Here is a 23,190-nt window from a genome sequence, read left to right as displayed (position 1 = left end):
TTGCTTCGTCGTACCTGCTCAGAACAATGACTCGCAAACTTTGGTTGTATTATAGTAGAGGTGCCGGGTAGGCTTTTTAACCTACCGCTATAGTGTTAGGCAATCGCATAGGAAATCTTCGCGGATGGATAAATCGGAAATTAACCTGTTGATTATTTTTAGTGTTGATCTTATGATATTGACTCCTGATAGTGTGAATTATACAATTTATTGTATACAACCTGAATGCAATAAAGACAGAATTAATAAAGTCTAATATTAAGTAAAGGTGTGCAATGAAGGGAGAAGGTATCAGTGGAATCTAATACAGAAAAAAAATCGTTAAGTGACATAGCGTATAGCCAAATTAAAAATATGCTACTGGAATTTGAATTACATCCAGGTAGTGCTGTAACTGAAATTATGTTCATGCAAAAATTCGGAATAAGTAGAACGCCGGTCCGGCAAGCGTTGCAACGTTTAGAACAAGAAGGATTTATGCGATTAACGCCTCGCAAAGGGTGGTTTGTAGCTGGTGTATCACTGCGGGATATTCAGGAAATTTTTGTTGTACGTGAGGCTTTAGAGGGAATAGCAGCCCGCCTTGCCGCCGAACTGCTTCCTCAAGAGGTATTAGATGGACTAAACCTCTATATGGAAAAAATATCAAGTCAGGAGCAAACTAAGGATATAGATGAAGTTGATCCGGGCGACATATTACACGAGAAAATATTTGAAGCCGTCAATAATCAGCAAATGAACAGAGTACTTAGGTTATATAACGACCAGTTAAGAAGATTTCATATCATGGCTAGCAAGCTGCCCGGGCGTGCCCTGTTATCCTATAAAGAGCATTATGAAATCTTACGGGCTCTAACTGAGCGCAATGGTGAGAAAGCCGAAAAAGCAATGCGGGAACATATCAATAGCAGTAAGCGGAGTATTTTAGATGCTGTTGTTAACGAGTCATACGGAAAGTGGTTTGAATGCCAACCATAAACGTGAAGGAGAACAATTATGAAAATTATTGATGTTAAAACGCATGTATTAACAAGCCCATTAGCGGAGCCATTTGCCTTTTCAATGGGCTGGGTAACCCAGCGTGGCACTATGATTGTTGAGATTATCACCGATGAAGGGATAATCGGCTGGGGTGAATCGCTTTGCCATGGTCTGCAGCCGCCAGAGATTGCTGAAACCATTGTCCAGACAGCATTAAAGCCGATTATTATAGGGCAAGATCCATTTGATGTCGATGTTCTGTGGGAACGTATGTATAATTTAACCCGGCCATTCGGACAAAAAGGGGCAGTACCTAACGCGATTAGTGCGGTAGATATCGCACTCTGGGATTGTCTTGGACGGGCAATAGGCAAACCGGTTTGCAAATTACTAGGAGGTGCTTACCGCAATAGTATAACGCCGTATGCTACCGGTTTTTACCGGGTTGCAGGCAAAAAGTATCCTGAGGCTGCTGTTGAAGAAGCAAAAATGCACATAGCCAAAGGGTTTGGGGCAATGAAACTAAAAATTGGTTTTGGCGTTGAAGAGGATATCCATTATATTCGTCAAGTGCGCAAAGAGATAGGTCCGGACATAAAATTGATGCTTGATGCAAACCATGCCTATAATGTTTCATCAGCTCGTAAAATACTTAAAGCAGTTGAGAATGAGGATATTTTGTGGTTTGAAGAGCCGATATCGCCTGAAGATATTGACGGATACCGGGAATTAAAAAATCTAACCAGCATTTATATTGCCGCTGGAGAAAATGAATTTACCAAAATTGGATTTAGGGATTGGGTGAGCAAACGAGCTATTGATATCGTCCAGCCGGATCTTTGTTCTGCAGGCGGATTCACTGAATGCAGAAAAATTTCGGCATTGGCGCAAGCTTGGCATATGACATTGATTCCGCATGTATGGGGCTCGGGCATTGGGCTTGCCGCTTCCCTGCAATTTCTAGCTACTGTGCCTCCTGCGCCACTTGCACTTAACCCTATCGAACCTATGCTGGAATATGATCAGTCTTCCCATCCCTTCCGGCAGGAACTGATATTTAATGCAATCAATATGGAAGAGGGAATTGTTAAAATTCCTGACGGACCTGGTTTAGGGGTTGAAATTAACCGCGAAGTAATAGAACGTTATGAAGTCAAAAAATAACGAGAGTGAGGTGGGAATATGAAAAAGTGTATCATATTCGGCGTTGATGGATTAATGATGCCGCTACTTAAGAAATTTGCGGCAGAGGGGATCTTGCCGAACATTGATAAAATGTTTAAAAAAGGAGCGGCAACTGAACTGCTGCCCTTTGTCTCAGCGTGGGGCGATGTCAATTGGGTCAGTTTTTTGACCGGTCAATGCCCCGGAAATACCTGGGTTGGACAAGGGAGAGAGCATAATAATCAAAAAAAGTATAGCCTATTATCATTAATGAAAGATAATGGGGAACGTGCTGCGTTGGTTAATTTTATTGGTAGCATTTCAACTGATACTCCTCATTTCCAGTTCGCACCGTTTTGGGGCAGTGTAGAGCCATCGCCATATGAGCTTTGCCCTGCCATGATTCATACGACGATTGATATAGAACAAGCGGGTAATCAGAATCCCAAACAACAAAAACTAGGTTGGCCGCCAGTGGCGGCTCTGGCTTTTCATGAGAAGGGGGCTTGGCGGCGGATTATTTCTCAAGATGGACAGTACCAATTACAATTGTCTGACCATAATGGAGAATCTGTCACCTTATCCATTTTCGCGGAGGGGAGCCAATTACGAATCTATGCAGATGAAACGGCTGTTGACCTTATAGTGGGGCAATGGAGCCAATGGTTGCCTATTCAAATCAATAAATCTAAGGGGCAGGTGCGTTTTTTTCTTGGAAAATTTGATCCGCAAAACAGTCACGTCGAAATTTTACAAAGCCAAGTAATGCGTTTAGGAGGCGTTTCAAATGATGCCAAACTGGAGAAGGTATTGTTTGAACAGTTTGGTCCTTTTATTAGCAAATGGACTTCTAAAGTAGCACTCAATGAACAATATCGCATTTCTGCGTTGCAAGAAGCTGAAGATCAGTCGCTTTGGCTGGCAGATTCAGCGCTTTATCTGACAAAAAGATGCGGGTTTGCCTTATGGGCAACCGTTCATCGGCTGATTGATGAGTCGCAGCATACCTGTCTTGGAAAGTATGATCCGGCTTCGCCGTTTTTTAAGGCCGAGACCGCTGAAGAATACGGAGATGTCATTCGCGAATGCTACAAGGTACTTGATCGTACAATGGGACGAATATTGGAAGGAATGGATAAAGATACCGTTCTTATCCTTGCATCCGATCACGGGGGCGTGCCTAATGCGTATATGTGCGATATTTATCGCTATTTGGAACGGAATGGTCTTGTGAAATTACGTTCTGACGGCAGTGTTATACTGGCCGAGAGCAAGGTATTTCTAAAAAATGAACGTGGTGGACTTGAGATATATGTAAATCTACAAGGGAGAGAGCCTCAGGGAACGGTTTCTCCAGAAGAATTTGAGACCATCAGGGAGAATGTGCTATATCTTCTTGGCAATTGGCATGTAAAGGAGAAGGGGCAAATTCGTAATGCCGTCAGCATGGCGTTAAAGAAAGAGGATGCAGTGGGAATTGGTTACTGGGGTCAGTATGCAGGCGATATTATTTTCGCGTATAATACTGGTTTTGTATGGGGAGTAAGTGCAGGCGGAGAGGATATTTGCCCTGTAGCATTGCCGGGTGCCAACCATGGCCCTCAAAAACCAACGGCTACGACAAATGTGTCTTCCAATTACGGTGTTTTTCTAGCGTATGGTGCCGGAATCCGGCAAGGTTACTATCGGGAAAGAACAACAATTGGTCCAAGGCGTATGGTAGATCCTGCAGCTATGATTGCTGAGCTGTTTGATATAAAACAGTCTTCCTTAGACGGGGTCATTATGACCGATTTTTTCCAGAACTAGCGAAAATATTGTATTTGTATGTGTAGTAGCAGTTGAAGATTCAGCCGCCTTTACTGATCGTGGTGAAGGCGGCTTTAAGTTACAGATAATCGCGATAAGATTAGTAGGCCTTAAGTAACCTTGAGAGGAGAAAAAGGATGAAACAGGTCATTCGTATAGACAAAAAAAATTTCTTGTTACTGGAGATTTTTGCGGCATTCTTTAAGCTGGGCAGTATTAGTTTTGGTGGCGGGTATGCTATGGTACCTCTAATCGAAAATGAAATAGTGGAAAAGAAAAAATGGGTAGCACATGAAACTGCCGTTGATATTATTGCTGTTGCCGGTTCACTACCGGGCGCTATCGGTCTTAATGCAGCGGCGCTTGTTGGTTACAGTATTGCAGGAATACCGGGAACCTTAGTTGCTATTGTGGGCAATTTAAGCCCTTGTGTGCTGATTGTGTTATCCTTGTCCGTACTTTTTCAGCAATTCAGTACCAATCCGGTTGTGCAAGCTGCTTTCAATGGAATTCGTCCGGCGGTAATCGGCCTTATAGCTTATGCCGCATATACGACAGGGAAAACGTCCATTCAAAATAATGCATGTAGCGTGATAGCTATTTTTGCGTTTTGTGCAATGATGATGGCTCCGATGTACATTGTATTAATTATAACGGCCGGTGCTTTAACTGGTATTTTTCTGGATAAATATAAATGTTAGTTATCTAAGAGGACAATTATGGAAATTTTAGTTGGAATATTTTGGTTGTTTGCTAAATTAAGTTTATTTTCGTTTGGTGGTGGCTTTGTAATGGTTCCACCAGCTATTGCAGAAATTGAAGCAAATCACTGGGCGACAGCTGCCGAACTGACCAATACTGTTGCAATTGCAACTATGGCACCAGGGCCCGTAGGTGTAAATTTAGCAGTCGGGCTGGGTTATAAGGTTGGCGGTTTGCCTGGGGCGGGCGCTGCTTTTTTGGGCATTACGTTGCCAACAACAGTTTTAGTAGTGTTTGTCGCATTATTTTTCTTTAAGATTTATAAGCATCCGTTAGTATCTGCGGCTTTTTATGGTTTACGGCCAGCTATTACAGGAATTATTCTATATGCAGCAATAAGCCTGGCTTTAGAAAACGGCATTCTATTTGCTGCTAATGACAGAATACTTGACTCCGGCATTAATGTTATTTTTAATGGATGGCATTTTTTTGAAGCCAAGAGCCTTGTAATTACGGCGGTAACCTTTTTTCTGTTAGCGAAAAATAAGTTAGCTCCGCTTGTATTGATTCTCATCTCTGGGATCATTGGAATAATGGTATTTTCGAACAGTTTGTTGTAAAGCCCAAGAGGCAAGCCCTCTAAGCGAGGGCTTTTTTATTTTAAGTGGAGCTTGAGATACAGTCAGGAATAAAGTTAAAGAGAAGAATTGCACAGAGAGTTGGCTGCACTGGTCAAATTGAATTTGAAGACGGTGATTGATGATACGATTTACAGTAAGGAGTATAACCAGATAGCCAATCATTTGATGGTTACATATGGTTTCTAAATGGCCACAGATAGCCATTTATTTTCTTGACAACCATTACCGTAAGGAGTATATTGTTTATATGAAAAGGTATTCATATATCAGATATTGATAATGTACGCTCGAGTCTGCAATGTAAAGCAGCGTGAAAAACGAGAGAGGTCAGTATATCTCATAAGGCAGTGTGTTTCTCATCAGCCACCTAGCGTTTTCTTGACACTACGGACAAGAAAAGCTATATTTTACATGAATACATATACATATTCATATTCTTAGGTGGTGTGTGATGAAAAGGTGCAATTGTAACAACGATGTATGTGAAGAATTATGTGAGCATCCCCAAACGATATGTCTGGCTAGAGCTGAGATGGTGCCGGAGATCGAGGTGCAGCAGATAACAGATATGTTCAGGCTGCTGGGGGATACAACCCGGTTTAAAATTCTGCAGGCATTGTCCAAGCGGGAGTTATGTGTTTGTGATATTGCCGCCGTGGTACAAATGGGCCAGTCGGCGGTTTCCCATCAGCTTCGCTTGCTGCGCGGAGCTCGGCTGGTTAAATATCGCAAGGAAGGCACGATGGCTTGGTATTCGTTAAATGACCAGAACGTTGCTACCTTGCTGCAGTATGGGGTTGACCACATTCGGCAGAAATAAAGGTTGGAGGTGGTGTCTGCTTGACGACATTAACCGAGGAACGGAAAGCAATAGGCAAGACATTTTACCAAATAGAGGGCATTACCTGTCTGGATTGTGCGCAAAAGTTTGAAAAGGCAGTGAGGGAACTGCCGGGCGTAACAGCGGTGTCGCTCAATACCATGACCGGTAAACTGACGGTGGAAGGGGCGGCCGATCTGGCAGCCATCCAGCGGCTGGGCCAGGAAGAAAATTATACAGTGGCACCGGTCGTGACCAGCCCGAAGAGAACGGCCGCTTACCAGGTGGAGGGCATTACCTGTCTGGATTGTGCGCAAAAGTTTGAAAAGGCAGTGAAGGAACTGCCGGGCGTAACAGCGGTGTCGCTCAATACCATGACCGGCAAACTGACGGTGGAAGGGGCGGCCGATCTGGCAGCCATCCAGCGGCTGGGTCAGGAAGAGAATTATACGATAGAGCCGGCTAGGGAAGTAACGGATCAAGCGAAATCTAAACCCAAGGTGGACTGGGAACTGCGCCGGGCCGTGTTGTCCGGGGTTAGTTTAGCGGTAGCCTACGGTGTAGAAAAATTCGGCGGTCCGGCATTGGTCTTTTTGCCCCTGTATATTGTGGCAATGGTACTGGGCGGCTGGGGCAATTTCAAAAAAGCGGCATATGCCTTGCCGCGGATGAATTTCAATATGAGCGTACTGATGAGCGTGGCCGTCATCGGTGCTTTGGCCATCGGCCAATACGAAGAAGGTGCGTCGGTTGCTTTTCTGTACGCCATTTCGGAAATGCTGGAAGCGTGGACAATGGAAAAAGCCCGCCGTTCGATCCGGCAGTTGATGGATATTGCTCCCAAGACGGCCCGGGTACGGCGCGAAGCTATGGAAGAGGAAGTGTCGGTCGAAGACATTGTCCTGAATGATATTATGGTTGTCCGACCGGGGGAAAAAATCGCTATGGACGGCGTCATTGTCAAAGGGGAATCGGCAATCAATCAGGCGGCCATCACCGGTGAATCGGTGCCGGCGGAGAAAGGGCCTGGCGCAGAGGTATATGCCGGGACGCTCAATACCCATGGTTCGCTTGAGGTTCGGGTAACCAAACTGGTGCAGGATACAACAATTGCTAAAATTATTCATATGGTGGAGGAGACGCAGGGCAAACGCGCGCCGTCCCAAGCTTTTGTAGAAAAGTTTGCGGCTGTGTATACGCCGATTGTACTGGCGTTGGCAGGTGGACTGGTCCTAATTCCGCCCATATTTCTCGGGTATGACTGGGCACCCTGGATTTACCGGGGCCTGGCACTTCTGGTAGTAGCTTGTCCGTGTGCGTTGGTAGTGTCCACCCCTGTGGCGATTGTTAGTGCCATCAGTACGGCTGCTAAAAACGGGGTGCTGATTAAAGGCGGCATTTATCTGGAAGAAGCGGGGGCTTTAACCGCCATTGCCTTTGACAAAACTGGAACACTGACCAAAGGTGAACCGGTAGTGACCGATGTCGTGCCACTCGGAACGTTAGCGCCGGAAAAGTTGCTCACGCTTGCAGCCGACCTGGAGGCCCGTTCGGAGCATCCACTGGCGGTAGCCATTGTTAAAGCAGCAAAAGAGCGCGGTTATGAAGTCAACCCGGTGGACGATTTTACTGCGCTGCCCGGCCGAGGCGCGCAAGGGACGTTGGACGGCCAAATGGTCTATATCGGCAATCCACGCCTGTTCACCGAACTGGATATTGCATTAACTCCGGTGGCCCAGGAGGTGACGCGGCTCCAGGAACAAGGTAAAACCGCCATGATTGTAGGCACCAAGGCGGCATTTCTCGGTCTGATCGCCGTGGCCGACGAAGTGCGGGCGACCAGTGCTGCCGCTTTGGCCGCCCTGAAGCAAGTCGGTATCCGTCATACCATCATGCTGACTGGTGATAATGCTGCTACAGCCAAGGCCATGGCGGCACAGGTCGGGGTGGATGATTACCGGGCCGACCTCCTGCCACAGGATAAGGTAACGGCCGTAGAATCCCTGCTTATACAATATGGCAAAGTGGCAATGATCGGTGATGGTATTAATGATGCACCGGCGCTGGCGCTGTCGACCGTCGGTATCGCCATGGGCGGCGCGGGTACGGATACAGCCTTGGAGACGGCAGATATTGCCTTGATGGGGGACGATTTGGCAAAATTGCCCTTTACTATCCGGCTTAGCCGTCAGGCGCTAGCCATCATTCGGCAGAACATTGGTTTTTCTCTTTTCATAAAAGCCGTTGCCGTGCTGGCCGTATTTCCCGGTTGGCTGACATTATGGCTGGCTATCCTGGCCGATATGGGAGCATCTATTCTGGTGACGTTAAACAGTCTGCGGCTGCTTAACGTGCAGGCCAAAGACTAGGGCCTGACGGTATCGCCCGCTAACAACGCGGGCGGTGCTGGTTGGGTTCTACGCGAAGCTGGCAGAGCAATTTTTTTTATCCTCGTACTTGATAATGATTATTATTCCCTTGAATAAAAAATGATTATTGTGAAGATAAGGACAGTGAAAGGAGGTGAAAGTATGCGTAAATGGTTGCTGATTTTGCTGGTGCCTCTATTATTCGCCTTTAGTACCAACACTGCCCTGGCAGCCAAAACCTGGGGGCATGTGGTCAGCGATATGGAGAAGGTCTTGAATCAGTCACTGACTGTGTATAAACAGGGGGATGCCGAGAAAGCCAGGGAACTGGTGAACGATGCCTACTTCGGCGTGTTTGAAAAAGACGGCATGGAACGGGCAGTCATGTCCAATATTTCCGGCAAACGGGCCAGTATCGAGGAATATAAAATCAGCACAATTCGCAAGTTGATGTCCAACCAGGCCCCGGTGGCCCAAGTGGAAAAGGAAGTCAAGGCTTTGGTTGTCATGTTGCGTGAGGATGCGGCCCAACTGGATGGCAAACAGCAGAATCCGACGGAGACATTCCTGGCGTCCTTACTGATTCTGGTGCGCGAAGGGTTTGAGGCTATTCTTGTTATTGGCGCAATTATTGCCTATTTGATCAAATCCGGTAACGCCGCCAAAACCCGTATTGTCTACTATAGCTCCCTAGCTGCGATTCTGGCCAGTTTTGCAACCGCCGTCGCGTTTCAGCAACTGTTCAGCATTAGTGGCGCCAATCAGGAAATCCTGGAAGGTGCGACCATGCTGCTGGCAGTAGTGGTGCTGTTTTCCGTCAGCCACTGGATGGTGGGCAAGGCAGAAACGCGAGCCTGGCAAAACTATATTGAGGGCAAGGTGCAGGAGTCCTTGAGCGGTGGTAATACCTGGTCCCTGGGAGCGGCCGCATTTCTGGCGGTCTACCGGGAAGGGGCGGAAACGGTACTTTTTTATCAGGCATTGTTTGCTGATGCCGACGGTCAGCAGGGCGTGATCTGGGGCGGTTTTGCTGTAGGTTGCGTAGCGCTGGTGGTCATTTTTGCTCTTATTCGCTTCGGCAGCGTGCGAATTCCGTTGAAGCCATTCTTTTTGGGCACCAGTGTGCTCATGTACCTTTTGTCCATTAGCTTTGCAGGCGGTGGCATAAAGGAACTGCAGGAAGCCGGTGTTGTGAGTGTAACGCCGGCCCCGGGCGTGGAAACCATTGACTTATTGGGCATTTATCCTACTTGGGAGACGCTGGTGCCCCAGTTTGTCTTGATACTGCTGGCAATTGGCGGGGTTCTATATCAACGGCGCAAAAATAAAAGCCAGCTTTCCGCTGGAGCTTGACGCTGGAGAACTAATTGGTGATTGTCGTTTGTTTAATAGGTAGTGCTATTAACAAATAAATGGAAGAAAAAAGGGAGGCTACACAGGTGAGGAAGAAAATTTATTATGTACTAATGCTGGTACTGGTGAGCGCATTGGCCGTATTTGCGTCCGGTTGCGGTAGCAGCCAGACTGCGAAACCGAGCGAACCGCCTAAACAGGAGGCGAAAACCGAGGCCAAAACCGACAAAGCGGCCGCGCCGAATGAAGCTAAAGGGTTCGAGGAGTTCCCGATTGGCGAAGAACAGGAGACGGAGGGGCTTAAGATTGCTGCCGTGTATTTCCAGCCGGTAACGATGGAGCCGGCCGGCATGAGCCTGCCGCCCGATAAAGCCGACTTGCATCTGGAAGCCGATATTTCCGCAACCGCGGACAACAAAACCGGTTTCGGTGTAGGGGACTGGGTGCCAAATTTGACGGTAAAATACAAACTGAAAAAACTGGATAACGGGCAAGTGATTGAAGGGAATTTCATGCCGATGAATGCCACGGACGGACCCCACTATGGCGCTAATGTAAAAATGCTGGGTGCCGGCAAATATGAAGTGGTGTTTATTATTGAAAGTCCGGAAAAACAAGGTTTCATGCTACATACCGACAAGGAAACCGGGGTGCCGGGCCGGTTCTGGACCAAGCCGCTGGAAGTCAAATGGGAATTTGATTTCATTCCAAGAAAATGGGGCGCTTAATCCGCATTCCTGAAAAAAAGGTAGAAAAACAAGTGGTCCGGGAATCCGTTCCCGGACCTTTTCCCCATTGCGGGGATTAAGTAAAGAAGGGGGCAGCGTATGCTTCAATACTTGATACCGGTGCTGCAAAATCTGGCAGCAATCTGTATTCCCCTGGCTTTGCTCTTTGCTCTTACCGGCCAGAGACCAGGGGAAAAGGTGACGAAATGGTTTTGGCGGGGCGTAGTGTTTGGCAGCGCAGGCGCACTGGCTGTGGCGCTGATGGAATGGTATACGGTATGGATTAATCGTGAATTATACGAGCTGGGGACACAAGGAGTGGCGCTGGTCGGCGAAGTATTGTTGCTGCTCTACGGCTGGCTGGGCTATCGGCGGAGGAAGTTGCAAACGGGCGGCTGGCTGCCAAGCGGCGTGGCGTTTCTCGTGCCGGCGGCACTGCTATTCTACCGGGGACCGGATATATTGCTGGTGCCAGCTAATGGATTGGTAATGGCCACCACCTGGGCCAGCAGCGAACTGTGGCTGCAGATCGCCGGCTATTTGCTGGGCATGGGCCTGGCGGTACTGGCAGCGGTGGCTGTACTGAGGGTAGCGTTCCCTTTACCGCCCGTCACGGTGCTTGGTGTGGCTACGGCCGGCTTTTTGACGGTGATGGCCCAACATACGGTCAGCGTGGTGCAGGTCATGCTGGTCCGCGGACTGGTGCCGATGAAGAAGTGGTTGCTGGCGGTCATGGTGCCGTTGATTAATGGTCTGGACTGGTTTTTTTATGCGCTGTTGGTCAGCACTTTAATATTATCAGTGGTGCTATTACTCCGGCGGTCAGCGGCGGTGGACCCGGACCTCAATCCGGCCAAGCAGCGCAAAATCCGTGCCACCGAACGCAATCGGCGGCGCTGGGGGGCGGTGGTTGGTACAAACTTGCTGTGTATTTTGCTGTTGACCAGCGTGGGCAAGGCCTATGTGGATCAGAAGGTGGAATTGTCGCCGGCTGTGCCGGTAACGGCCGTACAGGATGAAGTCCGGGTGCCGCTGACAACAGCGGGTGACGGTCATCTGCATCGTTTTGTCTACACGGCGTCCAATGGAAAGCCGGTTCGGTTTATCATCATTAAGAAAAGTGGTTCGGCCTACGGGGTGGGATTGGACGCCTGTGATATTTGCGGACCGACCGGGTATTACGAACGCGAAGGCCAGGTGGTGTGCAAGCTGTGCGATGTAGTTATGAATACGGCGACCATCGGGTTTACGGGCGGTTGCAATCCGGTGCCGCTGGCCCATAAGGTGGACGGAGGGAACCTGGTCGTACCGGTGACGGCCCTGGAAAAGGAAAAAGAACGATTTTAGCGGGGAGGAAGGACTATGTTTTGGCGGATGCTGCAAGGTGCGTTGGCCCGGCAACGGCGGCGGCTGTTCATGGTAGCGCTGACCATTGCGCTGGGAGTTTCCCTGACGACAGCCATGCTCAACGTGATGCTGGATGTTGGTGACAAAGTCAACCGGGAGCTCAAAGCGTACGGGGCCAATATCACGGTTACGCCCCGGGCGGCGTCGGTAGTGAAAGATCTCTACGGCGTGGAGACGGCCGAAGGGAGTGGTCAGTACCTGCAAGAAGCCGATTTGGGCAAAATTAAGACGATCTTTTGGGCGAACAACATTGTGACTTTTGCGCCCAGTCTGCTCACTGATGCCGTGGGCCCGGACGGACAAACCATCCCGATCGTGGGCACCTGGTTTGACCATGAGCTCCCGTTGCCGACCGGTGATACGGCCTCTACGGGCATTAAGGCATTGAAATCCTGGTGGGACGTTCAGGGAAGCTGGGTTACGGATACCGATAATCAAGGTGCAATGGTGGGAAGTCTGCTGGCCGCAAAACTCGGGCTGCGGGCTGGGGATACAATCGCCATCCGGTTAGTGGGCGGACAGCAGGCCGAGCGTTTCACTGTAACCGGGGTGTTTAACAGTGGCGGAAACGAGGACGAACAGATTTTTGTGCCTCTCCGCAAGGTGCAACAGGCGTTGCAGTTGGACGGGAAAATCGGCAAAGTAGAGGTAAGCGCCATCACTACCCCGGAAAACGAGCTGGCCCGCAAGGCGGCTCAGGACCCGAAGAGCCTATCGCTTAAAGAATGGGAAACCTGGTATTGCACCGCTTATGTCAGCTCTATTTCATATCAAATCGAGGAAGTGGTAAATGGAGCTCGCGCCAAACCGGTACGGCAGGTAGCGGAATCAGAAGGGGCAATCTTGCAGAAGACACAGTTGTTGATGCTGCTGATTACCGTTCTTAGCCTGGCTGGGTCGGCATTGGGCATTTCCAATCTGTTGAGCGCCAGTGTTATGGAACGCAGTAAGGAAATCGGGCTGCTGAAGGCGTTGGGGGCGACCGACGGCGCGGTGGCACTTTTAGTGCTGGTGGAAACCTTGCTGGCCGGGGCTGGCGGCGGGCTTGTCGGCTATTTCGCCGGGTTGGGTTTTGCCCAGATTATCGGCTGGAGCGTGTTTGGGTCCGCTGTGGCGGCCAAGGGCATGGTCATCCCTTTGGTCATGGTGTTGGTCGCGATGGTGACGCTGGCGGGCAGCCTGCCGGCCATGCGGATGCTGCTTACGCTACGGCCGGCTGAAGTACTTCATGGCAGGTGATAGAATAGTATGACAAAATACTCTTTATACGGAAAAATGGTATTATATGCTTTGTTGCGCCGCCGGTCGCGCATGCTTGTCGCTTTGCTGGCGGTAGCGATTGGTGCGACCGTGCTGTCAGGACTGGTGACGCTGTATTACGATGTACCCCGGCAAATGGGCCGGGAATTTCGCTCCTACGGGGCCAATCTCTTATTGTTGCCGGCGGGGGACAATCAGGTTTTGCGGGAACAGACCGTGCAGCAGGCGGCGGGTTCGCTGCCGCAGGGGAAAGTGATTGGCTTAGCCCCGTATTTGTATGATCGGGTAAAAGTCAATGCCCAGCCGGTCATGGCAGCAGGCACGGATTTTGCCGCCGTGCAAAAAGTAAGCCCCTACTGGCAGCTTACAGGCCAATGGCCGGTACCCGGCTCCGGTGGGGTAGTCGTCGGCGCAGAGGTGGCGGAACGGCTGCGACTGGAACCAGGCCAGACGGTGACAGTGGCGGTGCCGGGGTCTGATGAAGAGAAAAAGCTGCCGGTGGCGGGTATTGTCCACACCGGGGGCAATGAAGAGGACTTTATTTTTATGGAACTGCCCTTGCTGCAGCAGTGGCTGAGCAAACCCGGCCAGGTTAGCGTGGCCCAGGTGAGCGTGCAAGCTGGCGAAACCGAATTGACGGCCTGGTTGCAGCAAGTGACCGGTGCAGTGCCTGGCATCACGCCGCGGCTGGTCAAACAACTGACCCAGTCGGAGGGGCTGGTGCTGGGTAAACTGCAGGCGCTGGTGTACTTAGTCACGCTGATTGTCCTGCTGTTAACCCTGATTTGCGTGGCTACCACCATGATGGCGGTAGTGACCGAGCGGCGTAAGGAAATCGGGCTGAAAAAGGCGCTGGGGGCGGAGAACCGAAGCATTGTCCTGGAGTTTCTGGGAGAAGGATTAGCGCTCGGCGGGTTGGGCGGTCTGCTGGGCACCGGTTGCGGGTTCTTTTTTGCTCAGGCCGTCAGTATCCAGGTTTTTGCCCGGTCCATATCGTTTCAACCGCTCATAGCGCTGGCTGCTTTTATCGTGGCGGTAGCGGTGGCTGGCCTGGCCTGTCTCATTCCGGTTAGGATAGCGACCCATGTGGAACCGGCGATTGTGCTCCGGGGCGAGTAAAGGAGGGCTATGATAAAAATGAAAATGTTGGAAAGGCACGGCCAGAAAATCTTGGTAATTGGCGACGAGTTTGGAGCGGCTACAGTAAATACATTGGAATTGCGCGGTATTACCATGGACTACGGAACGGTAAAGGCTCTGGATAACATTCAACTGACGGTAACGCGGGGCGAATGGCTGGCGATTATGGGACCATCCGGCTCAGGGAAAACCACATTGATGAATATTATCGGTTGTATGGATAAACCTTCCAGCGGGGCGGTCGTTTTAGACGGAGTGGACTTGTCCACTTTACCTGCCAAAGGCTTGACTGCCATTCGCCGGGATAAAATCGGGCTGGTGTTTCAGCAGTTTCACCTGGTGCCGTATTTGACAGCTTTAGAAAATATAATGGTGGCGCAATACTATCACAGTATGCCGGACGAAACCGAAGCCCTTACGGCTTTGGAACGGGTGGGCCTCAAAGAGCGGGCCCGGCATTTGCCTAGTCAGCTTTCGGGCGGGGAACAGCAACGGGTCTGCATTGCCCGGGCTTTGATTAACTATCCAGCGCTCATCCTAGCGGATGAACCGACGGGTAATCTCGACGAAGCCAATCAGACATTGGTATTGGAGATTTTTCAGGCGCTTCACCGGGAGGGGCATACGATTATTACCGTGACCCATGACCCGGAAGTGGCAGAACGGGCCGAGCGATGCATCGTGCTGGGGCATGGCCGGATTACCGGTGAGCAGCGTTGTGGACAAGCATGTGGTTGAAGGTTGCCTGACAGAGCAAAGGAGGAATTAAGACGATGCAATTGGTAAAATTCTTGCTTATTGCGAGCATCTTTTTTTTGCTGGGAACAGTAGCGGTTTATGCTGGAATAAACCGGGCTCCTTTCCGGCAAATACCGAGCATGGACCACTCCACGCACGGACGACTGTTTCCGGTCAATGCAGCGGTTCTTTATGCTGCGGCTACGGAAGTGAAAGCTATGGCGACAGGAGAAGAAGCATATGAAATATGATAAAATATTGGGTTGGATTGCAGTCGCCATAGGATTTTTCCTACTCGTACTGCCACGCGCTATCCCTATTTGCACCGGCCTTACCGCCGCTGGCGGCCCCATGCGTTGCCATTATACCTACCAGGCCGAATTTCTGCTGACGTTAGTCGCCATCATCCTGGCCTGGGCTTCGCTAGTGCTGAAAACGGCGGAAGCTCGAATGATGACCGGCTTCACGCTGGCGCTGCTAGCCATTGTGCTGGCTTTGCTGCCTGAACCCTGGATCAGCGGCATTTGCGCTAACGGCGCCTGCAAGAAAACCGCGTTCTTCACAGCCGTGGGAGCCAGTCTGTTGACGATCACCGGCGCGATCATTGCCTGGATAAATTACCGGCAATACCGGGGCAACTAATATGCTGGCACTCATCTGGAAGAGCGTTTGTCACCGCAAACTGCAAAATGCAGCGCTGGTTTTCTCCGTTGCTGCCGGAGTGGCCATTCTTTTTTGCATGGCAGCCATTTATCATGGCGTGGATAGAGGTATGGAACTTTCCCGGCAACGCATGGGCGCGGATCTTGTCGTCATTTATGGCGGCGCCAGACTGGATCCCAGCCTTTATCTGTTTGGCGGGGCAACAGACAATTCCTATCTGCCGGCTGATATGCTGGAGGCTGTTCGCGCAGTTTCGGGCGTTGTCCGCGCAACACCGCAATTTTTTACGCAGAAACTGTCGGCTGATTGTCATGATATTGGCACTAAAAACCGGATGATCGGCTATGATCCTGACAGCGACTGGATTATCGGGCCATGGCTGAAAAAAGTGAGTAAAAACGGGTTGGACAATCAGGAAGTCATTCTTGGCGCCAAAGTTCCTACCTGGCAGCAGAACCGTATTTCCATCCTCGGCAAATGGTACGATATTGTCGCCATTGCGGAGGAGACCGGCACTACGTTGGATTATTCCCTACTGGTCAGCATGGAGGAGGCGCGGCGGGTGGCTGCGGCTAATCCGCGTATGCAGGCCGCCTGGCAGCAATATGGTGCGCCGGAGGGGTGGATATCGGCCGTATTGGTGCAAGTCGAGCCGGAAGCCAATCTCGACGAAATTGTTGACCGGATTCAGCAGAACGGTTATGTAAAAACCATTGTGGCGGCGGACGTGAAGTCTCGTATTCAGGATCAATTTGCCGTGCTGGGGGTGCTGCTGGGCGGCGCCGGCGCCTTGACCGGACTGGTATCGCTCTTTCAGCTTTTCGCCCGGTTTTACGCGCTGACCTGGGAACGACAGGCCGAATGGGGATTATATTTGGCGCTAGGCGCATCAGGACGTTCGATTGCGGTATTGATTATCGGCGAAGCGGTAATGGTGGCCTCGACTGGTTCGGTGGCAGGATTAATGCTTGGCGGTATTTTGTATCATGTTGGCTTGATTGTATTGGAAGCTTATCAGGCGTTTCCTTTTGTGCCTGCTTCCTGGATGGTCCTGGGGAGTTTAGGCTTGGCGTTAACCGGAAGCTTTACTGGTCTAAGTGCTTTGGCCGCATGGCTTCCAGCATATGAAGGAAGTCAGATGGACCCAAGTACGATAATAAGTCGCGGCGAATGCGATTAGAAAGGAGAATCGCCATGAAATATTTATTGGAAGTGCGCCAGGTCAGTAAATGCTACGGTGAGGAGCGTATTTTGACCGACGTTTCCCTGGGACTGCAGTCAGGCCAGTCCCTGGCAATTACCGGGCAATCAGGCGGCGGTAAGACCACACTATTATCTATTATCGGTTTGCTGCAACAGGCGACTTACGGAACGGTAATCATTGCCGGGCATGATACCGGCGGTTTGGGTCCGCATGATCTGACGGCTTTGCGCGCCAACTATTTCGGCTTTGTTTTTCAGCGGACGAGGCTGGTCCATTCCCTCACCGCCCTGGAAAATGTTATGGTTCCGGCATGGCTAACACGGCAAGGAAAGTCGGCCGCGGTGCGTGCGCAGGAATTATTGAGCCGGTTTGGGATGGAGCAGCGGCTTCATTATCGACCGCAAGAATTAAGCATCGGACAGCTAAGGAGGGTAGCGCTTGCCCGGGCGCTGCTTTTACGTCCGCAAGTGATCCTCGCGGATGAACCGACCAATGATCTGGATCCGGCTATCGCGGCCGAAGTGGCCGACAGCTTGCTGGAAATCTGCAAGGAAGGAAAGGGACTTATTTTGGTGACGCATGATCCCGCCCTGGCAGCCAGAGCCGATGTGAACTTTTACCTGCAACAAGGATGCTTGACCAAACAAGGGAGGATATGAATGCGTAATTGGATTACCGGGCTGATTGCCGCCTTGCTGTCCGTCAGTCTGTTAGCCGGCTGCGGCGGAGCCAGGGAAACGGGGCCAGCGGCAAAAAACTATAAAGATGGGACCTATACGGCCCGGAGCAGTCCGGATGAACGGGGCGCAGTGGGTGAAATCACGCTGGTCATCGAAAAAGGGCGGATCGTCAAGGCTGATTACAAAGGAATTAAAAAAGACGGCACAATTAAGGATGAAGATTACGGCAAAACCAATGGCAAAATTGAAAATCAGGAATTTTACAAAAAAGCACAACACGCACTAAAAGCTTCGATGGCCTATCCGGCCAAGCTGGTGGAGACGCAAAACGTGAAGACTATTGACACGGTATCAGGGGCCACCGTATCGTATCAGCAGTTTAGCGAAGCAGTGAAAAAGGCGCTCAGCCAGGCTGCGCCGGTGGACGCCAAGTCCAGTGCCAGTATTTCGCTAACGCGATGGGCTTTGGACACGGTAAAAAAAATATTTGAGTAGGCGACATGGGTGCTTGCACCGACGGCGTTGTGGCGGCCAGACAAGAGAAGGGGCATATTTGATAGCCGCGGCGTGCTGGTTAGTGCCGTTGTCATCCAACTGACGGTAGCGATCCTGCTGGTAGGAAGCTTGGGTGTATACGGCTACTTGCCAGATCTGCTGATAATCAGGACTTTGACTAGTGCGGTGCTGAGTATCTTGCGACGCCAATCACCGCCCGGCTGCGGTACGTCGTCCAGAGGCTCGGCTGACAGGCTAATCTACGAACAAAGGTAACGGCCACTGCATAAAGCAATGGCCGTTACCTGTTTAGGGGCGAGTTAGTGGACAATGTCGTCCATTTCCGGTGGAGTGGCAGACACCACTGTGACGACAATCCGGTAAGGCAGGTTGACAATTTGTTGCGGCGGCTGGCTGATCCAGCCGGTTTTAACGCCAATCTGGCGCGGCGAATCATCCTGACGGATGCGTACTTTGCCATCTTTGGTTTCAATAATCGCATATTCGGTTTGCCCGCCAATGCGCAGTTCCTGGGAATAGCCGGCGCGCAGCGGCAGTGTTTGGACGAATTGGCCGTTTACGCGGACTTCGGCCGACCTGGCGCCCGGCTGGGGTCAGAGGAACCACTGATAGGCAAGAAAGCCGAATGAACCCAGTAACAGGAAGGCTACGGGTGCTCCTGACTGGAAATAGGCAGGGACTGCATGTTATTGGAAGAAATATAAACGATATTTGTAAAATTTTACGAACCGTTGATTATAAAAGGGTGAAAGGTGAAAAAATTCTTGTAATTTGATATAATATCAAATATAATGTGAATAGAAAAATGTTCATGGCGTAACCATATATAATGAGCTAACACCGGATGGGGTGATTTGTATGACAAAAAAGTATGTGACAAAAAATGATTTTGTATATAAAGAATTAAAAGAAGATATTCTCAATGGACGGCTGCATCCAGGAGAACGTCTTATTGTCTCTGATATTGCCAGTCGCTTTGGTTTAAGTCCTATGCCGATACGTGAGGCACTGGTTCGGTTGCAGCAAGAAGATTTGGTGGAAATTATTCCCCATATTGGGGCAAGGGTTGTTCCGCTTGATGTGAAAAAGTTTTTGGAAATTGTTACGATACGGGTTGAACTTGAGACTCTCGCGGCTAAACTGGCTACAACATATATTACTGAGGAACAGATTGCTTGTTTGCGTGATATCGTAAGGAAAATGGAAGAAAAAGCCGCCGATAATGATGCGATAGGATATGAAGAATTAAACCGGAAATTTCATGATCTGGTGTATTCTGAGTGCCAAAATCAGCAACTCTATGAGCTCGTTTCCTCCTTGTGGGACAAGAGCCAAATATCTCGGACAGTTTTTTCGCGTGTATCCAACCACACTTCTGTTTCTATCATGGAACATAAAAAATGGTTGGAAGGAATTATCAGCCGTGACCCTGAACGTGTGGCCTCAGTTGTGCATGCTCACAAAGAGCGGGCCTTTAAAAGACTGTGCGAAGTGTTGGAAAAAGAAAATATATGATACTCATATATTTTCTTTTTATCATAAATTTGATAAAATATCAAATGTTTTATCAAATTAGATAAATATCATATCTATCATATTTATCTGAAAGGTGGGTTGTATAGTAACATTGAACTAAGTTTCCCAATTTTTAAGGAGGAGAGAAAATGAAGGATGTATCTTACTTATTAACAGGAGCAGTTGATCTCCATGTGCATGCCGGCCCTTCGGTTATGCCACGGGAGGTGGATGCTGCAGAAATGTTGCTGAAGGCAATGGAATCCGGTTATCAGGCTTTTGTGGTCAAAGATCACTATTTCCCAACCATGATGAGTGCTAGTATTGTCGAAAAACACATTGGCAAATCCACTGTCAAAGTATATGGGGGGATTGCTCTCAATGGTGCGGTCGGTGGCTTGAATTTAAGAGCGGTAGACGTTGCTTGTGCAATGGGCGCGAAGTTTGTCTGGATGCCGACCATTTCTACCAACAACCACATTGTGAGCCATTCACACGGTCTGAAATTCCCAAGTTCAAAAGGGATGCAACTGGAGGAAACTCCCTTGGTATATGTCAATGAGCAGGGTGAACTCGACAGCCGGGTTGTTGATATTCTCAACTATATGGCACATACGGATATGATTCTTGGCACCGGACATGGCTGCCTGGCGGAAATAGATGCACTGGTGGAAGCCGCCTGTGTTAGCGGCGTTAAAAAGATTTTGGTTAATCATCCCTTATATATGATTGGTGCCGGGATGCCGGAAATTAAGAAATGGGCTGGTCTGGGCGCTTATATCGAACTTAATGCCACCGTATTTGTACCGGAGTCAAAATTCGGTGTGACGCCAATTGAAAAGGCTGTGGAAGTGATTCAAACAATTGGCGCGGATAAAATTGTTCTGGACTCCGATTATGGGCAAAAAAACAACGGGTGTCCGGTAGAAGGCATGAAACAGTTTATCAGCCTGCTGGTTAATGACTTTGGGATCAGCGAAACCGATATCAGCACAATGATCAAGGGTAATCCTGCCAAGCTGCTGGGACTTTCCTAATTATAAAGCGTAGATAAAAGAGGAGGAAAATATTATGGTAACAAAACATGTCAAATTGGATGCATTAACTTGGGAACAGGTTCGTTCAGGGGTTTGCCGGAAAGTGGTTCACGGGGAAGGCGGGACGGTATGTTTGAATAAATTGGCTGCAGGCCATGAACCAAGACCACATCAACATCCTCACGAACAAATTGCGATTATTTTAAAAGGAAAAACCAAGTTTACAGTTGGCGATACGGTTTACGAACTGGGAGAAAATGATATTATTGTGATTCCGCCGAATGTGGTTCATTTCGCAGAAGTAATTGGTACAGAGGACTGCTATAATCTGGATGTATTTGTACCGCGCCGCGAAGACTATGTTGACACGGCCGACGGGAAGTGATTGGAAGTGATAACGGTTAAGGAAAAGTTGGCGGGCGGCAAAACGGTGATCGGTACTTTTGGCAAATTCTCCAGCCCGGCGGCGGTAGAAATCTTAGGTTATCTCGGTTTTGATTTTATTATTCTTGACATGGAGCATGGTACGCTGGATTATCAAGAAGTGGAACACTTAATTCAGGCGGCTGATGCTGCAGAAATTTCTACAGTTGTACGGGTTCCGGGTGCTGAAGAAAGCCCGATCTTACGTATTCTGGATGGAGGTAGTCAGGGTATTCAAGTGTCTGGTGTGGCAACGAGTGAGACCGCTGGACAGGTGGTGGCAGCGGCACGTTACCGGCCGCTGGGGGAAAGAGGGTTATCCTATTCAACACGTGCTGCCAGATATGGCATTAAGGATAAGCAGCAGCATCTGGTGGATAGCAATACCAAACAACTGGTGGTTGCACAGATCGAAAGCAAAGAAGGCATGGATAATCTGGAGGCGATCGGGGGCATTGAAGGCATTGATGTATTATTTTTAGGGCCCGCTGACCTAAGCAGTTCACTGGGGTTCCCCGGTCAAACCAATCATCCGTTAGTGCAGGAGGCCTTGAATGAAGTCTGTGCAGTAGCTAAAAAAAATGGGAAAGCGGCCGGAACTTTTGTGGGTAATCAAGAGCAGGTTTTGCGGGCGTTAAAAGCCGGAGTGCGTTATTTGGTCTATGATAATGATGTGGCGTTTTTTGTTAGAGGAGCGAGAGCGGCGCTGAATGAAATAAAAAGTTCAGGTTGAAATAATTTTAAGGGCGTGACAGAAGATTATGATATGATGCAGCCAAGAACCCTTTTCGAAAGTGATGAAACTAGTTAATTTATAGTAGGGACAGTAAGTTAGGAGAGGATAGTATGGATCTTTCAGTATCATTTGGCAATGTGACACTCAAAAACCCTTTAGTGGTAGCATCAGCGGATATTAGTCTCAATTTTAATTTTTTTCGAATGTTGGTTGACTCTGGTGTTGGTGCTATCGTTACGAAATCGGTATCTGATATTACACAATTGCAATCAGCGTCTATTACACGATTTCGCATTTTACGTGAAGCTGATGAAGGTTTTACAATGCTATCGCGTGGAGGGCCGATGCTTACAATGACTAAATGGCAAAATCATTTAGCCGAATGCCTTCCTTATGCACATAAGCATAATACGAAAATAATAGGCAGTGTATGTTGTAGTTCACTTAAAAACTGGGTTGAATATTCTAAGATTGTCGATCAGTCAGGTGTAGATATGTTAGAGCTAAACCTGGGGAATCCCCATGGGGGGGCTGCTGATAAACCAGCTGGGTATCTCTTAGGCCAGTCTTTAGATGCTAGTGCTGAAGTAGTATATGAAGTTAGTAAGGTTGTCACTAAACCGGTAATTGTGAAATTGACACCTCAAGTTGATGATTTGGTGCCTTTTGCTCGGGCCATGATTTCAAGCGGTGCTTCAGCTCTGAATGTGATGCATCGATATCAGGGATTTCGAGTGGATATTGAGAAAGCGGAGCCTATACTAGGTGGGTGGGCTGGTGTTGGTGGACCTTGGATGAAGACAATTTCATTGGCGTGGACCTCAAAGATATTTAATCAAAATATTGGACCAATCTTCGGTGGTAACGGAGTGTACTCCTGGCAAGATATTGTCGAGTTTCTGATGTCTGGGGCTACGGCTGTTCAATTTGCATCGGTTTTAATGGTACATGGACCTGAGCAAATTCGGGGAATGCTTGACGGATTAGAGAAGTATCTTAAGGAAAATAATTATCAGAATATAAAAGAAATTATCGGAATTGCTGCGAAAAAAGCCTTTACCTATAAGGAACTAAATAAAATTAAAGAAGTTCGTTATATAAATAACCCAGCAGTTTGTGATAAATGCCCCACGAACTTCAAATGTCTGGATTACTGTTATTTTGAAGCAATCAAAAGAGAGGAAGAACAAGTTCGCTTTTTGGATACTTGCAATGGTTGCGGGCTTTGTAACGAAGTCTGTAAAGTGCCGGGAGCTATTTCTCAAAGGATAAAAGACTAACAATTTTGCAATAGGAGGTAAAAT

25 protein-coding genes are annotated in these 23,190 nt (G+C 49.0%); 24 read left to right on the top strand and 1 reads right to left on the bottom strand.

Features of this window, described 5'->3' with window-relative positions; translation table 11 throughout:
• Positions 1-294 precede the first annotated feature (294 nt).
• The 19 genes from SATMO3_RS18045 to SATMO3_RS17955 all read left to right on the top strand — a co-directional run bounded on the left by SATMO3_RS18045 (position 295) and on the right by SATMO3_RS17955 (position 18,430).
• Complete coding sequence (locus SATMO3_RS18045) at positions 295-978, top strand: GntR family transcriptional regulator (protein WP_371371130.1); 684 nt, start codon at positions 295-297, stop codon at positions 976-978.
• A gap of 18 nt (positions 979-996) precedes the next feature.
• The gene (locus tag SATMO3_RS18040) at positions 997-2,145 is read left to right on the top strand and encodes a mandelate racemase/muconate lactonizing enzyme family protein (RefSeq protein ID WP_371371129.1); all 1,149 of its coding nucleotides are present in this window, start codon (positions 997-999) and stop codon (positions 2,143-2,145) included.
• An 18-nt stretch (positions 2,146-2,163) separates the two neighbouring features.
• Positions 2,164-3,954, top strand: a complete 1,791-nt coding sequence (locus tag SATMO3_RS18035) for an alkaline phosphatase family protein (protein WP_371371128.1) — start codon at positions 2,164-2,166, stop codon at positions 3,952-3,954.
• A 137-nt stretch (positions 3,955-4,091) separates the two neighbouring features.
• Positions 4,092-4,655, top strand: coding sequence for a chromate transporter (locus SATMO3_RS18030; RefSeq protein ID WP_371371127.1), 564 nt, complete (start codon positions 4,092-4,094; stop codon positions 4,653-4,655).
• A gap of 18 nt (positions 4,656-4,673) precedes the next feature.
• On the top strand, positions 4,674-5,276 hold the full coding sequence (locus tag SATMO3_RS18025) for a chromate transporter (RefSeq protein ID WP_371371126.1): 603 nt from the start codon (positions 4,674-4,676) through the stop codon (positions 5,274-5,276).
• 472 nt (positions 5,277-5,748) lie between these two features.
• Positions 5,749-6,117, top strand: a complete 369-nt coding sequence (locus SATMO3_RS18020) for an ArsR/SmtB family transcription factor (protein ID WP_371371125.1) — start codon at positions 5,749-5,751, stop codon at positions 6,115-6,117.
• 20 nt (positions 6,118-6,137) lie between these two features.
• Complete coding sequence (locus tag SATMO3_RS18015; RefSeq protein WP_371371124.1) at positions 6,138-8,486, top strand: heavy metal translocating P-type ATPase; 2,349 nt, start codon at positions 6,138-6,140, stop codon at positions 8,484-8,486.
• A gap of 162 nt (positions 8,487-8,648) precedes the next feature.
• Positions 8,649-9,839, top strand: a complete 1,191-nt coding sequence (locus SATMO3_RS18010; protein ID WP_371371123.1) for an FTR1 family protein — start codon at positions 8,649-8,651, stop codon at positions 9,837-9,839.
• 86 nt (positions 9,840-9,925) lie between these two features.
• Positions 9,926-10,567, top strand: coding sequence for an iron transporter (locus SATMO3_RS18005; protein ID WP_371371122.1), 642 nt, complete (start codon positions 9,926-9,928; stop codon positions 10,565-10,567).
• A gap of 99 nt (positions 10,568-10,666) precedes the next feature.
• The gene (locus SATMO3_RS18000; RefSeq protein ID WP_371371121.1) at positions 10,667-11,914 is read left to right on the top strand and encodes a Fe-S-containing protein; all 1,248 of its coding nucleotides are present in this window, start codon (positions 10,667-10,669) and stop codon (positions 11,912-11,914) included.
• A gap of 15 nt (positions 11,915-11,929) precedes the next feature.
• Positions 11,930-13,213, top strand: coding sequence for an ABC transporter permease (locus SATMO3_RS17995; protein WP_371371120.1), 1,284 nt, complete (start codon positions 11,930-11,932; stop codon positions 13,211-13,213).
• A 9-nt stretch (positions 13,214-13,222) separates the two neighbouring features.
• The gene (locus SATMO3_RS17990) at positions 13,223-14,353 is read left to right on the top strand and encodes an ABC transporter permease (RefSeq protein WP_371371119.1); all 1,131 of its coding nucleotides are present in this window, start codon (positions 13,223-13,225) and stop codon (positions 14,351-14,353) included.
• A gap of 114 nt (positions 14,354-14,467) precedes the next feature.
• The gene (locus tag SATMO3_RS17985; protein WP_371381743.1) at positions 14,468-15,112 is read left to right on the top strand and encodes an ABC transporter ATP-binding protein; all 645 of its coding nucleotides are present in this window, start codon (positions 14,468-14,470) and stop codon (positions 15,110-15,112) included.
• 35 nt (positions 15,113-15,147) lie between these two features.
• The gene (locus SATMO3_RS17980; RefSeq protein WP_371371118.1) at positions 15,148-15,363 is read left to right on the top strand and encodes a hypothetical protein; all 216 of its coding nucleotides are present in this window, start codon (positions 15,148-15,150) and stop codon (positions 15,361-15,363) included.
• Complete coding sequence (locus SATMO3_RS17975; protein WP_371371117.1) at positions 15,353-15,754, top strand: DUF4418 family protein; 402 nt, start codon at positions 15,353-15,355, stop codon at positions 15,752-15,754. Before SATMO3_RS17980 ends, SATMO3_RS17975 begins: the two co-directional genes overlap by 11 nt.
• A 1-nt stretch (position 15,755) precedes the next feature.
• The gene (locus SATMO3_RS17970; protein ID WP_371371116.1) at positions 15,756-16,955 is read left to right on the top strand and encodes an ABC transporter permease; all 1,200 of its coding nucleotides are present in this window, start codon (positions 15,756-15,758) and stop codon (positions 16,953-16,955) included.
• A 14-nt stretch (positions 16,956-16,969) separates the two neighbouring features.
• Positions 16,970-17,638: an ABC transporter ATP-binding protein gene (locus SATMO3_RS17965; RefSeq protein ID WP_371371115.1), complete on the top strand. Its 669-nt coding sequence runs from the start codon at positions 16,970-16,972 to the stop codon at positions 17,636-17,638.
• Positions 17,639-18,154 carry an FMN-binding protein gene (locus SATMO3_RS17960; protein ID WP_371371114.1) on the top strand — a complete coding sequence of 172 codons (516 nt, stop codon included), beginning with the start codon at positions 17,639-17,641 and terminating at the stop codon, positions 18,152-18,154.
• Between the two features lie 9 nt (positions 18,155-18,163).
• The gene (locus SATMO3_RS17955) at positions 18,164-18,430 is read left to right on the top strand and encodes a hypothetical protein (RefSeq protein WP_371371113.1); all 267 of its coding nucleotides are present in this window, start codon (positions 18,164-18,166) and stop codon (positions 18,428-18,430) included.
• Between the two features lie 44 nt (positions 18,431-18,474).
• Here SATMO3_RS17955 and SATMO3_RS17950 read toward each other — a convergent pair whose 3' ends face one another.
• Complete coding sequence (locus SATMO3_RS17950; protein ID WP_371381742.1) at positions 18,475-18,705, bottom strand: NusG domain II-containing protein; 231 nt, start codon at positions 18,703-18,705, stop codon at positions 18,475-18,477.
• A 328-nt stretch (positions 18,706-19,033) separates the two neighbouring features.
• On the opposite strand from SATMO3_RS17950, the gene SATMO3_RS17945 reads away from it, so the two are divergent.
• The 5 genes from SATMO3_RS17945 to SATMO3_RS17925 all read left to right on the top strand — a co-directional run bounded on the left by SATMO3_RS17945 (position 19,034) and on the right by SATMO3_RS17925 (position 23,166).
• Positions 19,034-19,690, top strand: a complete 657-nt coding sequence (locus tag SATMO3_RS17945; protein WP_371371112.1) for a GntR family transcriptional regulator — start codon at positions 19,034-19,036, stop codon at positions 19,688-19,690.
• A 149-nt stretch (positions 19,691-19,839) separates the two neighbouring features.
• Complete coding sequence (locus SATMO3_RS17940) at positions 19,840-20,727, top strand: DUF6282 family protein (protein ID WP_371371111.1); 888 nt, start codon at positions 19,840-19,842, stop codon at positions 20,725-20,727.
• 34 nt (positions 20,728-20,761) lie between these two features.
• Positions 20,762-21,112: a cupin domain-containing protein gene (locus SATMO3_RS17935; protein WP_371371110.1), complete on the top strand. Its 351-nt coding sequence runs from the start codon at positions 20,762-20,764 to the stop codon at positions 21,110-21,112.
• A 6-nt stretch (positions 21,113-21,118) separates the two neighbouring features.
• A complete protein-coding gene (locus SATMO3_RS17930) occupies positions 21,119-21,883 on the top strand; it encodes an HpcH/HpaI aldolase/citrate lyase family protein (RefSeq protein ID WP_371371109.1) in 765 nt (254 codons plus the stop codon).
• A 113-nt stretch (positions 21,884-21,996) separates the two neighbouring features.
• Positions 21,997-23,166, top strand: a complete 1,170-nt coding sequence (locus tag SATMO3_RS17925) for a tRNA-dihydrouridine synthase (RefSeq protein WP_371371108.1) — start codon at positions 21,997-21,999, stop codon at positions 23,164-23,166.
• Positions 23,167-23,190: the final 24 nt, after the last annotated feature.

This window comes from Sporomusa aerivorans, assembly GCF_041428895.1.
In the GTDB taxonomy this organism is placed as follows: domain Bacteria; phylum Bacillota; class Negativicutes; order Sporomusales; family Sporomusaceae; genus Sporomusa; species Sporomusa aerivorans.
This window is presented reverse-complemented; position numbering and strand designations above follow the sequence as displayed.

Bases quoted from the DNA above. Each gene is read 5' to 3' on its own strand.
- SATMO3_RS18020 (WP_371371125.1), top strand. From the start codon at position 5,749: ATGAAAAGGTGCAATTGTAACAACGATGTATGTGAAGAATTATGTGAG.
- SATMO3_RS17980 (WP_371371118.1), top strand. From the start codon at position 15,148: ATGCAATTGGTAAAATTCTTGCTTATTGCGAGCATCTTTTTTTTGCTG.
- SATMO3_RS18000 (WP_371371121.1), top strand. From the start codon at position 10,667: ATGCTTCAATACTTGATACCGGTGCTGCAAAATCTGGCAGCAATCTGT.
- SATMO3_RS18035 (WP_371371128.1), top strand. From the start codon at position 2,164: ATGAAAAAGTGTATCATATTCGGCGTTGATGGATTAATGATGCCGCTA.
- SATMO3_RS17960 (WP_371371114.1), top strand. From the start codon at position 17,639: ATGCGTAATTGGATTACCGGGCTGATTGCCGCCTTGCTGTCCGTCAGT.
- SATMO3_RS17925 (WP_371371108.1), top strand. From the start codon at position 21,997: ATGGATCTTTCAGTATCATTTGGCAATGTGACACTCAAAAACCCTTTA.
- SATMO3_RS17965 (WP_371371115.1), top strand. From the start codon at position 16,970: ATGAAATATTTATTGGAAGTGCGCCAGGTCAGTAAATGCTACGGTGAG.
- SATMO3_RS18010 (WP_371371123.1), top strand. From the start codon at position 8,649: ATGCGTAAATGGTTGCTGATTTTGCTGGTGCCTCTATTATTCGCCTTT.
- SATMO3_RS17985 (WP_371381743.1), top strand. From the start codon at position 14,468: ATGGACTACGGAACGGTAAAGGCTCTGGATAACATTCAACTGACGGTA.
- SATMO3_RS17995 (WP_371371120.1), top strand. From the start codon at position 11,930: ATGTTTTGGCGGATGCTGCAAGGTGCGTTGGCCCGGCAACGGCGGCGG.
- SATMO3_RS17940 (WP_371371111.1), top strand. From the start codon at position 19,840: ATGAAGGATGTATCTTACTTATTAACAGGAGCAGTTGATCTCCATGTG.
- SATMO3_RS18025 (WP_371371126.1), top strand. From the start codon at position 4,674: ATGGAAATTTTAGTTGGAATATTTTGGTTGTTTGCTAAATTAAGTTTA.
- SATMO3_RS17945 (WP_371371112.1), top strand. From the start codon at position 19,034: ATGACAAAAAAGTATGTGACAAAAAATGATTTTGTATATAAAGAATTA.
- SATMO3_RS17975 (WP_371371117.1), top strand. From the start codon at position 15,353: ATGAAATATGATAAAATATTGGGTTGGATTGCAGTCGCCATAGGATTT.
- SATMO3_RS18040 (WP_371371129.1), top strand. From the start codon at position 997: ATGAAAATTATTGATGTTAAAACGCATGTATTAACAAGCCCATTAGCG.
- SATMO3_RS18030 (WP_371371127.1), top strand. From the start codon at position 4,092: ATGAAACAGGTCATTCGTATAGACAAAAAAAATTTCTTGTTACTGGAG.
- SATMO3_RS17970 (WP_371371116.1), top strand. From the start codon at position 15,756: ATGCTGGCACTCATCTGGAAGAGCGTTTGTCACCGCAAACTGCAAAAT.
- SATMO3_RS17935 (WP_371371110.1), top strand. From the start codon at position 20,762: ATGGTAACAAAACATGTCAAATTGGATGCATTAACTTGGGAACAGGTT.
- SATMO3_RS17990 (WP_371371119.1), top strand. From the start codon at position 13,223: ATGACAAAATACTCTTTATACGGAAAAATGGTATTATATGCTTTGTTG.